Origin of the sequence: Streptomyces sp. NPDC006314, assembly GCF_040613075.1 — a bacterium.
Lineage (GTDB): Bacteria > Actinomycetota > Actinomycetes > Streptomycetales > Streptomycetaceae > Streptomyces.
In genome coordinates this window covers 167,273-180,066 of sequence record NZ_JBEXRL010000007.1, presented here as the reverse complement: position 1 = coordinate 180,066, position 12,794 = coordinate 167,273, and the positions used below count along the sequence as shown (strand labels likewise).

General features: G+C 74.9%; 11 protein-coding genes and 1 pseudogene. 10 read left to right on the top strand and 2 right to left on the bottom strand.

Features of this window, described 5'->3' with window-relative positions:
• Positions 1-252: 252 nt before the first annotated feature.
• Positions 253-1,050 (top strand): annotated as a pseudogene (locus ABZ079_RS15345) (GNAT family N-acetyltransferase); the annotation flags it as partial.
• Positions 1,051-1,170: 120 nt separating this feature from the next.
• Here the strand turns inward: ABZ079_RS15345 and ABZ079_RS15340 are convergent.
• Complete coding sequence (locus ABZ079_RS15340) at positions 1,171-1,734, bottom strand: hemerythrin domain-containing protein (protein ID WP_356939914.1); 564 nt, start codon at positions 1,732-1,734, stop codon at positions 1,171-1,173.
• Positions 1,735-1,834: 100 nt separating this feature from the next.
• Complete coding sequence (locus tag ABZ079_RS15335) at positions 1,835-2,728, bottom strand: polysaccharide pyruvyl transferase family protein (RefSeq protein ID WP_356939913.1); 894 nt, start codon at positions 2,726-2,728, stop codon at positions 1,835-1,837.
• A gap of 283 nt (positions 2,729-3,011) precedes the next feature.
• Between ABZ079_RS15335 and ABZ079_RS15330 the strand changes: the two genes are divergently transcribed.
• The 9 genes from ABZ079_RS15330 to ABZ079_RS15290 are packed head-to-tail and all read left to right on the top strand — an operon-like array spanning position 3,012 to position 12,560.
• Positions 3,012-4,007, top strand: coding sequence for an NAD-dependent epimerase/dehydratase family protein (locus tag ABZ079_RS15330; protein ID WP_356939912.1), 996 nt, complete (start codon positions 3,012-3,014; stop codon positions 4,005-4,007).
• A 37-nt stretch (positions 4,008-4,044) separates the two neighbouring features.
• Positions 4,045-5,679, top strand: coding sequence for a carbamoyltransferase C-terminal domain-containing protein (locus ABZ079_RS15325; RefSeq protein WP_356939911.1), 1,635 nt, complete (start codon positions 4,045-4,047; stop codon positions 5,677-5,679).
• On the top strand, positions 5,676-6,671 hold the full coding sequence (locus ABZ079_RS15320; RefSeq protein ID WP_356939910.1) for a glycosyltransferase: 996 nt from the start codon (positions 5,676-5,678) through the stop codon (positions 6,669-6,671). Before ABZ079_RS15325 ends, ABZ079_RS15320 begins: the two co-directional genes overlap by 4 nt.
• Complete coding sequence (locus ABZ079_RS15315) at positions 6,668-7,219, top strand: HAD-IIIA family hydrolase (protein ID WP_356939909.1); 552 nt, start codon at positions 6,668-6,670, stop codon at positions 7,217-7,219. Before ABZ079_RS15320 ends, ABZ079_RS15315 begins: the two co-directional genes overlap by 4 nt.
• Positions 7,216-8,226, top strand: coding sequence for a glycosyltransferase family 9 protein (locus tag ABZ079_RS15310; protein ID WP_356939908.1), 1,011 nt, complete (start codon positions 7,216-7,218; stop codon positions 8,224-8,226). The genes ABZ079_RS15315 and ABZ079_RS15310 overlap by 4 nt, the downstream gene beginning before the upstream one ends.
• The gene (locus ABZ079_RS15305) at positions 8,223-9,185 is read left to right on the top strand and encodes a glycosyltransferase (protein WP_356939907.1); all 963 of its coding nucleotides are present in this window, start codon (positions 8,223-8,225) and stop codon (positions 9,183-9,185) included. Before ABZ079_RS15310 ends, ABZ079_RS15305 begins: the two co-directional genes overlap by 4 nt.
• Positions 9,182-10,417: a glycosyltransferase gene (locus tag ABZ079_RS15300; protein ID WP_356939906.1), complete on the top strand. Its 1,236-nt coding sequence runs from the start codon at positions 9,182-9,184 to the stop codon at positions 10,415-10,417. Before ABZ079_RS15305 ends, ABZ079_RS15300 begins: the two co-directional genes overlap by 4 nt.
• A complete protein-coding gene (locus tag ABZ079_RS15295; RefSeq protein ID WP_356939905.1) occupies positions 10,414-11,133 on the top strand; it encodes an SIS domain-containing protein in 720 nt (239 codons plus the stop codon). The genes ABZ079_RS15300 and ABZ079_RS15295 overlap by 4 nt, the downstream gene beginning before the upstream one ends.
• Complete coding sequence (locus ABZ079_RS15290; RefSeq protein ID WP_356939904.1) at positions 11,130-12,560, top strand: PfkB family carbohydrate kinase; 1,431 nt, start codon at positions 11,130-11,132, stop codon at positions 12,558-12,560. The genes ABZ079_RS15295 and ABZ079_RS15290 overlap by 4 nt, the downstream gene beginning before the upstream one ends.
• Positions 12,561-12,794: the final 234 nt, after the last annotated feature.

The following is a 12,794-nucleotide window of genomic DNA, read 5'->3' as shown; positions in this document are numbered from 1 at the left end:
AGCGCTCCGGGCCGCGGCGCGGCCGGCGCCCGCCGCGACCCGGGAGCCCTCGGACTGTGGCTCGGCCGGCCCGCGCACGGTGCTGCACCACGCCGACTGCCCGGCCTCGTGTCACCGCAGCCGGTGTGAGCGGGCCGAGTGGCTGCCGGACCGGGGCCGACCGGCCCTCCGTGTGCCCCGGACAGTCCCTGTGGCCGGGCATCGTCCCGCTGGATGCTCGAAGACGTCGAAGACGCCCGGAGGAGACCTGCCATGACGGACGCCGTGCTCAGCCGCCCCCCCGTCCACGCTCTGCTCGCGGACGGCACCACCGTGTGCATCCGCCCCGTGCTGCCGGGCGACCACGAGCGGGTGCAGGGGCTGTACGAGGAGATGTCGCCGGACAACCTCCGGCTGCGGTTCTTCGTGGCGAGCCGGCGCTGCGCCGAGCTGGCCGCCGACCGGGCCTGCGCCCCGCCGCGCCCGGGTTACCAGGCGTTGCTGGCCGAGTCACGCGGCCAGGTGATCGGCCTGGCCGATTACGACAGTGGGGGAGCGGGTGACGAGGCGGAGATCTCTGTCGCCGTCGCCGACGGGCTGCACCACCGCGGGGTGGGCACCCTGCTCGTCGAGCACCTGGTCTCCGCCGCCCGCGCCGAGGGCATCACCACTTTCACCGCCGACGCACTCAGCGAGAATCGGGAGATACTCCGTCTCTTCGCCGACCTGGGTCTGCACACGGCCCGCCGCTTCGACGGGCCCGAGGTGCGCTGTGCCATTCGCCTCGACGCGGACGACACGTACCTCACGGCCGTCGAGGCCCGCGGCAGGGCCGCCGACATCGCCAGTCTCGAACCGCTGCTGAGACCGAAGGTGGTCGCCGTGGTCGGCGCCGGGCGCAGGCCTGGATCGGTCTGCCGGGCCATCCTGCACCACCTGAGGGCGGGCGGCTTCACCCGGCGGCTGTTCGCGGTGAACCCCAGCGCCTCCTCGATCCTCTCCGTGCCGTCGTACCCGTCCGTGGGCGCGCTGCCGAGGATCCCCGACCTCGTGGTCGTCGCCGTTCCCGCTCCCGGGTCGGCCCCCGGCCCTGAGCTTCGGCACACGTGAGGCCTCCCGGCGCCCGCCACGACGGCGGGCGGGCGCCGGGAGGCCGGCAATCCGACCAGCGGCGGTGGAGCCGCCGGGCGATCAGCTCTCCTTGCCCCGTCCCGACAGCGCGTCGCGCATCCGGTCGACCAGACCCGCGCCCGGCGCCAGGAGCTTGTTGGCGGGAGGCTTGTCCGGCGCCGACGGGTGCGGACGGGTGGGAGCCATCTTCTTCGCGCGCCGGACCTTGTCACCGAGTTCCATCAGCGCGTCCGCGGGGCAGGACGCCTCCAGCCGCGGGAAGAGGTTCTGCTCCTCGTCGGTCACATGGGACCGGATCTCGCTCATCAGTTCTGCCATGAGCCTGTCGAACTGCGGGTCGTCCGCATCGCAGCCCTCCAGGTCCTTCATGAGCTGTTCGGCCTTGGCATGGTCCTCGAGCTCCTTGTCGGCCAGGGCGTCCCCGCCCGTCAGGTGCTCGCGCACCGCCGGGTACAGATGGGCTTCCTCCGCGACCGAGTGGCGTACCAGCTCGATCGTGGCCTGGTCGGCGAGGTTCTTGCGTTCCGCGGAGCCGGGCGGCAGCGCCTCGATTCGGCCGAAGATCTCCTCGACCTCGCGATGGTCGGTCGTCAGCTCCTGGATGACGTTTCCGCCGTGACCCATGTCGTTTACCTCCTGCGTGAATCGCGGCAGCCGTGAACGGCCGGCCGTCGCCACGCCGAGTGCCCCGCGGCCCGGTGCGTACACGGGCAACCCCGCCCTGTCAGCGCATCGAGTGGCAGGCGGCGGCCATCCGGCCCGACTCGGACAGCGCCCACTGCCACCAGTGGTCCAGAATCTCCTCGGTCGGCGCGCCCGCGTCGACCAGCGCAGGCCAGCCCACGGCCCGGGCCTGGGCGCTGACCTTGGCGCCGCCCGCGACCGGATCGACGGCGATCACCGGGGTGCCCGTGCGCAGGGCCAGTACCAGGCCGTGCAGCCGGGTGGTGACGACCACGTCGAAGCGGGTCATGAGGGCGAGGAACTGTTCGGGCGTCGCACACAGCCGCCAGTCGCCGGTGGCCAGCCGGGTGTCGGCCGGCACGCGCGCGCAGTCCTTCCCGGCCAGCCAGCCGGTGATCCGGGCGTTGACGTCCTCGTGCCGGCGGCGCACGCCGTACTCGCCCTGCCCGTGGGAGAGGATCACCCCGGCCACGGGCGGCAGCGGACCGGCCGGGGCCCCGGCGGCGAGGTCGGGGCGGGCAGGGGCCGCGGTGCCGTCCCGGGCCACGATCTGGTGGAAACCGGTGACCGCCGGGTCCGCCGGATCGACGACGGAGACACCGGCCGCGAGTCGCCGACAGGTTCTGAACCTGGCATGCAGCGCCGCGACTTGCGGCCCGTGCAGCGGACCGCACACGAAGAGCAGCGTGTCGTACTCCGCCGGTTCCACCGTGTCCAGGGACAGCGCTCCCGGGCGGAAACCGGGGCTCCACGCCGTGTCGTGCCGGATACCCGCCCGGGCCAGCGCCGCCGACACCTGCTGCCGGGCGAGCACGTCGCCCGCCGTCGCCTCCCCGTCCAGAAAGCTGAACCAGCCGGTCAGGAGCAGCCTCCGGGGCCACTGGCCGGATGCCCGCAGCGTGTGCAGCAGGGCGGTCGTGGCGTCGTCGTGCATGGCTTCCTCCACCGTGGTGTGCGGTCGCCGGAGTCGCGCGAGTACCCGCCGGACCGGACAATAAGAATCAACGTGTGAATCCAACTGGCAGGGGAACTCACCTGCCAGTGCCGTCGAGCCAGCGGCGGCCGACCAGGGCGGTCCTCCGGTCAGCGGGGACCCCGAGCCCTGTCTCTTCTCTTCCGAACGGGCCGACGACGCCGGAACCGGCGCCGCGGCACGCGCCGAACGCCCACACCCAGGAGCGTTCCCGGGGCGCGGACGTGGACGAAGGAACAGCCCCATGACTGGTGACAGAGCGTTTTCCTGGCGGCGCGCCCTGGTGACCGGCGGCGCCGGCTTCCTCGGCTCCCACCTGTGCGAACGGCTGCTGGATTCAGGTGTCGAAGTCGACTGCGCCGACAACCTGGCCTGCGGCCGCCGCGAGAACGTCGCGGACCTCGAGGACCGGCCCGGATTCCGGTACCTGCACTGCGACGTCTCCGCCCCGGACTGCCCGCGGCGGCTGCCCGGTCCGTACGACCTGGTGCTCCACTTCGCCTGCCCGGCCTCGCCCGCCGACTACCTGCGCATGCCCCTGGAGACCCTGGACGTGGGCAGTCTCGGCACCCGCAACGCCCTGGAGATCACCGCACGCGACGGTGCGCGTTTCCTGCTGGCCTCCACCTCCGAGGTGTACGGCGATCCGCTGGTGCACCCACAGCACGAGGGCTACTGGGGCAATGTGAACCCGGTCGGGCCACGCAGCGTCTACGACGAGTCCAAGCGGTTCGCCGAGGCCCTCGTCACCGCCCACGCCGGGACCCGGCAGACGAACGCCGGGATAGTGCGGCTGTTCAACACCTACGGCCCGCGGATGCGCTCCCACGACGGCCGGGCGGTGCCGACGTTCATCTGCCAGGCCCTGGCCGGGGATCCGCTCACCGTCACCGGTGACGGCAGCCAGACCCGCTCGCTGTGCTACGTGGACGACACGGTCGACGGCATTCTGCGGGTGGCCGGGAGCCGGTCCGTGCGGCCGGTGAACATCGGCGGCAGCGACGAGATCACCGTCGCGGACCTGGCCCGCCGGGTGGTCGCCCTCACCGGCTCCCGCTCGCCGATCGCGTTCGTCGACCGGCCGGTCGACGACCCCGGCCGGCGTCGCCCCGACACCACTCTCGCCCGCGAACTGCTCGGCTGGTCGCCACAGGTCCCCTGGGAGGAAGGCCTGAAGCAGACCATCGCCTACTTCGCGGCCCGGTCCCCGGACGGTGAGCCGGCCCCACCGCAGTCCTGACCAGCCCCCCGTCCGTTCGCCGCCCAGGAGACAGCGCATGCACGTCCTCGGTATCAACGCACTCTTCCACGACCCGGCCTCGGCCCTGATCACCGACGGCAAGGTCATGGCGGCGGCGGAGGAGGAGCGGTTCTCACGCCGCAAGCACGGCAAGCGTCCCGTGCCCTTCTCCGCCTGGGAGCTACCCGAGCAGTCGGCCCGCTGGTGCCTTGAGCAGGCCGGGCTCACCCCGTCCGACCTGGACGCCGTCGCCTACTCCTACGACCCCACGCTGGCCCGGCCCGCCGAGCAGATGGGCCTGAACGACCCCTGGGACGACCTGCGCCAGGAGTACGCCCGACGGGCCCCGGACTTCCTTGCGGAGGCCCTGCCCGGACTCGACCCGGCCAAGGTCCGCTTCGTCCCGCACCATGTGGCGCACGCCGCCTCCGCCGGGCCGGTCTCGCCCTACCCCGACTGCGCCGTCCTCGTCCTGGACGGCCGCGGCGAGTGCGGCTCCCACCTGGCCGGCCACTACACCAACCGCGAACTGACCGTCCTGGGCACCCAGGAACTGCCCGACTCCCTCGGCCTGTTCTACGAGGACCTCACCCAGCACCTCGGCTTCCTGCGCAGCAGTGACGAGTTCAAGGTGATGGCGCTCGCCTCCTACGGCACCCCCCGCTTCGCCGACCGGCTGCGCGAGTACGTCCAGGCCGACGAACGGGGCGGCTTCCGGGCCCGGCCGGTGCCCTGGGCCGACCTCGTCCCGCCGCGCCCGGCCGGCGGCGCCTGGAGCCAGGACCACGCCGACCTCGCGGCCAGCGCCCAGCTGTGCCTGGAGGAGGCGATGCTGGCGCTCGCCCGCCGGCTGCGCGAGCGCACCGGCGAGGACGCCCTGACCATGGCCGGCGGGGTCGCCCTGAACTGTGTCGCCAACACCCGGCTGTGGCGGGAGAGCGGCTTCCGGCACGTGTGGGTGCAGCCCGCCGCCGGAGACGCCGGTACGGCCCTGGGCGCGGCCGCGCACGTCGCCGGCCAGAAGGACACCGTGGAGCCCATGCCGACCGCCGCGCTCGGCCGTGGCTGGAGCGATGCGGAGCTGCGGGAGTGGCTGGAGCGGGCGGCCGTGCCGTACGAGGAGCCCGCCGACATCGCGGAGACGGCCGCCGAGGCGCTTGCGGCCGACGGGATCGTGGCGTGGTTCCAGGGCCGCAGCGAGTACGGGCCCCGGGCGCTCGGCCATCGTTCGCTGCTCGCCCATCCCGGCAGGGCGGCGAATCTGGAACGGCTCAACGCGGTCAAGGGCCGCGAGGAGTTCCGGCCCGTCGCCCCCATGGTGCTCGCCGAGCGCGCGGCCGAGATGTTCGACGGACCGCTGCCCAGTCCCCACATGCTGTTCGTACACGAGGTGGCCGCCGACTGGAAGGCCCGTATCCCGGCCGTGGTCCATGTCGACGGCACGGCCCGTATCCAGACCGTGGACCGGGCCCAGGAGCCCCTGGTGGCCCGCATGATCGACGGCTTCGAGCGGCGCACCGGGCTGCCGGTGGTGGTGAACACCAGCCTGAACACCGCCGGGCGGCCCATGGTCGACGATCCCCGCGACGCCCTGGAGTGTTTCGGCTCGGCCCCCGTGGACCTGCTGGTGCTCGGCCCGTTCGCAATCCGCCGAGGAAAGGCGTTCGCATGACCGGCGCGCCCGCGTACACCGTCGTCGTCCCGACGATCGGCCGCCCGTGCCTCGCCGAGTGCCTCCGCGCCCTCGCCGAGGCCGAGGGGCACGCCCCGCACGAGGTCGTCATCGTGGACGACCGGCCGGAGCCGGACGGCGACCTGCCGCTCCGGACGGCCGGACAGCTCCTCGACCGGGTACGGACCCTGCGCACCTGCGGCAAGGGCCCGGCCGCCGCCCGCAACGCCGGCTGGCGGGCCGTCCGTACGCCCTGGACGGTCTTCCTGGACGACGACGTCCAGGTGCTCCCGGACTGGTCCCTGCTGCTCGCCGAGGACCTGCGGGAGGCCGGCGAGGACGTCGGCGGCATTCAGGGGCAGCTGCGTGTCCCCCTGCCCCCGGACCGCCGGCCCACCGACTGGGAACGCACCACCAAAGGCCTGGAGAACGCCGCCTGGGCCACCGCCGACATGGCCTACCGCACCCAGGCGCTCACCCGGGTCGGCGGCTTCGACGAACGCTTCCCGCGGGCCTTCCGGGAGGACGCCGACCTCGCCCTGCGGGTGCAGCGGGCCGGCTGGTCGCTGTGCCGCGGCAAGCGGGTCACCCGGCACCCGGTCCGCCCCGCCCACTGGTGGGCCTCGCTGCCCGTGCAGCGCGGCAACGCCGACGACGCCCTCATGAACCGGCTGCACGGCCGCGACTGGTGGGACCGTGCCCAGGCGCCCCGGGGCCGGCTCCCCCGCCACCTGGCGGTCACCGGCGCCGCGCTCGCCGCCGCCTCCTGCGCCCTGGCCGGCCGCCGCCGCGCCGCGACCGCCTGGGCGGCCGTGTGGACCCTGGGCACCGCCGAGTTCGCCCTCGCGCGCATCCTGCCCGGTCCCCGGACCGCCCGGGAGATAGCGGGGATGCTCGGCACCAGTGTGCTCATCCCGCCCCTCGCCGTCCGGCACTGGCTGCGCGGAGTCGTCCGCCACCGGCACGCCGCACCCCTGGGAGGTGCCGGGTGAGCGGCGTGGCCGCCGTCCTGTTCGACCGCGACGGCACTCTCGTGACGGACGTGCCGTACAACGGCGACCCCGGCCGCGTCCGGCTGCTGCCGGGCGCCGCTCGGGCCGTGGCACTGGCGCGCACCCACGGTCTGGCCACCGGTGTGGTCAGCAACCAGTCCGGCATCGGGCGCGGGCTGCTCACCACCGAGCAGGTGCGCCGCGTCAACGAGCGCGCGGACGAACTGCTCGGCGGCCTGGACACCTGGGTGTTCTGCCCGCACGCCCCGGACGCCGGCTGCGACTGCCGCAAGCCCCGGCCCGGCCTGATCCTCGCGGCCGCCGCACGGCTGGGCGTCAGGCCCGCCGAATGCCTGGTGATCGGCGACATCGCCGCCGACGTCCTGGCCGCGCACGCGGCGGGCGCCCGGGGCGTGCTGGTCCCGAACCCGGTCACCGCGGCGCACGAGGTGGAACGCTTCGCCGACCAGAGCGCCCCCGACCTGCTCACCGCGGTGCGCCGGGCGCTCGAGGACACGGCGGCCCCGGCCGGGAGGCGGTCGCGGTGAAAGCCCTCGTCGTCCGTCTGGACAGCTTCGGTGACGTGCTGCTCGCCGGCCCCGCCGTACGCGCCGTCGCCGCCCGCTCCTCGCACGTCACCCTGCTGTGCGGCCCGCGCGGTGCCGAAGCCGCCCGGCTGCTGCCCGCCGTCGACGAGGTGCTGGTGTGGGAGGCGCCCTGGGAGGGCTTCGACCCGCCCCCGGTGAGCCCGGCGGACATCGACGCACTGGTCGGGCGGCTGCGCGCCGGGGCCTTCGACACCGCCCTGATCCTCACCTCGTTCCACCAGAGCCCCCTGCCCACCGCACTGCTGCTGCGGCTCGCGGGCGTCGGCCGGACCGGCGCCGACAGCGTCGACCACCCCGGGCGGCTGCTGGACGTACGCCACCGGCGGCGGGAGGGCCGCCACGAGGCCGAGGCGGCCCTCGACACCGCCGCCGCGATGGGCTTCCCGCCACCACCCGGGGACGACGGGCGGCTGCGGGTGCTGCCGCCCCCGGACACGAGCGACCTGACCGGCCACGGCCCGTACGTCGTCCTGCACCCCGGCGCCAGCGCCCCGGCCCGCGCCTGGAGCCCGCACCGGTGCGAGGAGGCCGTCGCGCTGCTCGCCGACGCCGGGCACCGCGTGGTCGTGACCGGCGGCCCGGACGAGACGGACCTCACCCGGCGCGTCAGCGGGGACCTGGCCGTGGACCTCGGCGGCCGGACCAGCCCCCGCACCCTCGCCGGGGTGTTGCGCCTCGCGGACGTCGTGATCAGCGCCAACACCGGCCCCGCCCACCTCGCCGCCGCGGTCGGCACCCCTGTGGTGTCCCTGTTCGCGCCGGTGGTCCCGGCCGGCCGCTGGGCACCGTACGGCGTCCCCACCATCCTGCTCGGCGACCAGTCGGCGCCGTGCGCGGACACCCGGGCGCTCACCTGCCCGGTGCCCGGCCACCCCTGCCTGGACGAGGTCACCGGGCAGGACGTGGTGCGCGCGGTGCACAAGCTCATCCAGGAGCGGAACTCATGAACATCCTCGTCTGGCACGTGCACGGATCGTGGCTCACCGCCTTCGTGCAGGGCCCGCACACCTACCTGGTCCCGGCCACCCGGGACCGGGGACCCGACGGGCTCGGCCGGGCCGTGACCTGGGACTGGCCCGAGAGCGTGAGGGAACGGACCCCGAAGGAGCTGTGGGACTGCGACATCGACCTGATGGTGCTCCAACGGCCGCACGAACTTCACCTGGCCCTGCGCTGGACCGGCCGCCGGCCCGGTGTGGACGTGCCCGCCGTGTACGTCGAGCACAACAGCCCCGACGAGTCACCGGAGCGGCAACTCCACCCGCTGGCCGGGCAGTCCGGCATCCCGGTCGTCCACGTCACCCACTTCAACCGGCTGATGTGGGACAACGGGCAGGCCCCGACAGAGGTCGTGGAACACGGCATCATCGACCCGGGCCGGCTGTGGACCGGCACCGGACGACGCGCGGCGGTCGTGGTCAACGACCCCGTCCGCAGGGGCCGTACGACCGGCACGGACCTGCTGCCCCGCTTCGCCCGGTGCGCGCCCCTGGACGTCTTCGGCATGCGCACCGGGGGACTCGCCGAGCACCTGGACCTGCCGCCCGAGCGCTGCCGCACCCGCGACCTGCCGCAGCACGAACTGCACCGGGAGATGGCCCGCTGCCGGCTCTATCTGCACCCCGTGCGCTGGACCTCGCTCGGCCTGTCCCTGCTGGAGGCCATGTTCCTGGGCATGCCCGTGGTCGCCCTCGACACCACGGAGGCCCGGGAGGCGATACCCGACGGCGCCGGGGTGGTCTCGAACCGCCTCGACGTACTGGAGGACGCCGTGCGGGCGTTCCTCGCCGAACCGGAGCACGCCCGCCGCACGGGCGAGGCGGCCCGGGCCGCGGCGCAGGCCCGCTACGGAGAGCGGCGCTTCCTGGACGACTGGGAGCGCCTGATCAAGGAGGTCACCCGATGAGCCGTATACCGCACACGGCCGGGCGCGTCGCCATGGTCTCCGAGCACGCCAGCCCGCTGGCCGCGCTCGGCGGACCGGACGCGGGCGGCCAGAACGTGTACGTGGCGCAGGTCGCCCGGCAACTCGCCCGCAAGGGATTCCGGGTCACGGTGTACACCCGGCGGGACTCGGCGGGCCTGCCGGACCGGGTGACCCTGATCGACGGCGTGCAGGTGGTGCACGTACCCGCCGGGCCGCCCGCAGCCGTCCCCAAGGACGACCTCCTGCCCCACATGGCCGAGTTCGGGAACTTCCTGGCCCGGCAGTGGGCGACGAGCCCGCCCGACGTCGTGCACGCCCACTTCTGGATGTCCGGCCTGGCCGCCCTGACCGGCACCCGGGGACTCGGCATCCCCGTCGTGCAGACGTACCACGCGCTCGGCACCGTGAAGAAGCGCTACCAGGGGGCCGCCGACACCAGCCCGGCCGAGCGGCTCGCGATCGAGGAGGCCATCGGTCACGAGTGCGCCCGGATCATCGCCACGTGCAGCGACGAGGTGGCCGAACTGAAGGCGATGGGTCTGCCGGAGGACCGGATCAGCGTCGTGCCCTGCGGCGTCGACCCCGACCAGTTCGCCCCCGTCGCCCCCACCAGGCCGCCCGGCGCCCGCAGGCGGCTGCTGGCCGTCGGCCGGCTCGTGCCCCGTAAGGGCTTCGACCGCGCCATCCGCGCCCTGGCCGGCGTCCCCGACGCGGAACTCCTCATCGCGGGCGGCCCCGAGGCCGACCTGCTCGGCATCGAACCCGAGGCAGCGCGCCTCTACGGCATCGCCGGCGACTACGGCGTCCTGGACCGCGTGACCCTGCTCGGCGGGGTCGGCCGGGCCCGCATGCCCCGGCTGATGTCCAGCGCCGACCTCGTCCTGTCCCTGCCCCGGTACGAGCCCTTCGGCATCGTCCCGCTGGAGGCCATGGCCTGCGCTACCCCGGTCGTGGCCACCGCGGTGGGCGGCCAGCTCGACACGGTCGTGGACGGCACCACGGGCGTGCTCGTCCCGGCCGACGACGACGATGACCACCTCGGCGCGGTCGTCCGCTCCCTCCTCGCCGACCCGGACCGGCTCGCCCGCTACGGTGCCGCCGGCCGCGAACGGGTGCTCGCCCACTACACCTGGGACCGCGTGGCCGACGGTGTGGCCGGGGTGTACGGCGCCGTGTCCTCGATCCGCTCGCTCTCGGGAGTCGTCCGATGAAGACCGTCACCGACACCAAGCCCGTCATCGACACCACCCACTGCGACGACCTGATGGCGGCCCTGGAGACGTTCCGCGACCGGGGTCCGCTCATCGAGCGCTGGGGTACCGAACTCGCCCGGCGTCTCGGCGGTGGCTCCCGGCTGCTCGTCGCGGGCAACGGCGGCAGCGCCGCTCAGGCGCAGCACCTGACGGCCGAACTCGTGGGCCGCTACCGGGACGACCGGCCGCCGTTCTCCGCGATCGCCCTGCACGCCGACACCTCATCCACCACCGCGATCGCCAACGACTACGGCGTCCATGAGGTGTTCGCCCGCCAGACCGCCGCCCACGGCCGCCCCGGAGACGTCCTCATGCTGCTGTCCACCAGCGGCGCGAGCGCCAACCTGCTGGCCGCCGCCGAGCGCGCCCACCGCCTCGGGATGACGGTGTGGGCGCTGACCGGGCGGGCACCCAACCCCCTGGAACTCGGCGCGGACGAGGCGCTGTGCGTGGACGCCCCGGTCTCCGCCACCGTGCAGGAGCTGCACCTGGTCGCCGTGCACATGCTCTGTGAGGCATTCGATCAAGCGGTCGAACGGGGCGAGGCCGACCGGGCGGCGAGGGACGGTGCCGATGGCAGGCCCAGCGTCGTGGGCCGGCTCGTCGGCCGGGCCCGTACCGTCGGCCGCGCCGCGTCCGACGTGCCCGTAGCCCCCACGAAGGGACACGCATGAGCGCCTCGCACACGCCCCTGGTCGTCGTGGGCGACGCCCTGCTCGACCACGATCTGTGCGGCCGGGCCGAGCGACTCGCCCCGGACGCGCCCGTGCCGGTGGTGCACGGCACCCGGCGCAGCTCCCGCCCGGGCGGCGCGGCTCTCGCCGCCTGCCTCGCGGCCGCCGACGGCCGCCCGGTCACCCTCGTCACCGCGCTCGGCGACGACCCGGCCAGCGACACCCTGCGCGAGTTGCTGGCCGGCCGCGTCGACCTGGTGGAGGTGCCACTGGAGGGCACCCTCGGCAGCAAGACCCGCATCCTCGCCGGAGACCGGCCGCTGTTGCGCCTGGACGACGGCGAGGGCCGCGCCCGCGAGGCGACCCAGGCCTCCGAAGCCATCGTGAACAGGGCCGGCGGCGTCCTGGTCGCCGACTACGGCCGTGGCACCGCCGACGTCCTCAGAGCGGCCCTGAGCACCGCCGCCACTCAGGCACCCGTTGTCTGGGACCCCCATGTGCGGGGCCGGTTCCCGGTTCCCGGTGTCCGGCTGGCCACCCCCTCGGCGCAGGAGGCCCGCGCCTTCGCCCGGCAACTGGACGCCTGCGAGGACTCCGGCGGCGAGGCCGGACTGCGCACCGCGGCCCGCGACGCCCGCACCCTCGTCCGGGCCTGGCAGGCCCAGGCCGTCGCCGTGACCCTCGGCGAGCGTGGCGCGCTGCTCTCCCACGGCGAGACCCCGCTGCTCGTGCCGACCCCGGCCGCCGCGGTGGGCGACCCCTGCGGAGCCGGTGACCGGTTCGCCGCGGCCGCCGCCGGGCTGCTCGCCGACGGCACGTTCACCGAGGCCGCCGTCCAGGCCGCCGTGCACGCCGCCACCCGCTATGTGGCCGAGGGCGGCGCCCGCGCGATCGCCGCTCCGGAGCAGCCGGACCAGCCCGAGGCCGGCCCGTCCGACGGGGACACCACCGCGGACGCCGTGCGCACGGCCGCCCGGGTGCGTGCCGCCGGCGGCACGGTCGTCGCCGCGGGCGGCTGCTTCGACCTGCTGCACGCCGGTCACGTCGCCTTGCTCCAGGCCGCCCGCCGGGCCGGTGACTGCCTGGTCGTCTGCGTCAACTCCGACGACTCGGTGCGCCGCCGCAAGGGTGACGGCCGCCCCCTCGTCCCGGCCGCCGACCGGGTCCGGGTGCTGCGCGCTCTGGAGTGTGTGGACGCCGTCGCCGTCTTCGACGAGGACACGCCCGAACGCATCCTCGGCGACCTCCGCCCGCACATCTGGGCCAAGGGCGGCGACTACGCACGCAGCCGCCTGCCCGAACAACCCCTGGTGGAGAGCTGGGGCGGCCAGGTCCTGCTGCTTCCCTACCTCGACGGCCGCTCCACCACCGGCCTCGCCCGCCGCGCCGCCCTGACCCCCGCACCCACCGGAGAACACACAAGGTGACCACCGGCCACGCCCCACCGCATGCCGTGGGCCGGGGCGCCTCGTCGGCTGGGCCGGGGTGCGCGGGGTGCTGTGGCCGGGCGGTCTGGTCTGTGTTCGGGCGCCTCGTCGGCTGCGGCCCCGTGCCCGGGGTGCCGGGGGGCGGGCGGCTCGACCCTGCGGCCGGTACCCGGGCCTCGCGTGGCTCCCGGCGTGCACCCACCGCACGCGAGAAGCCCCCTGCCTCTGCCCGCC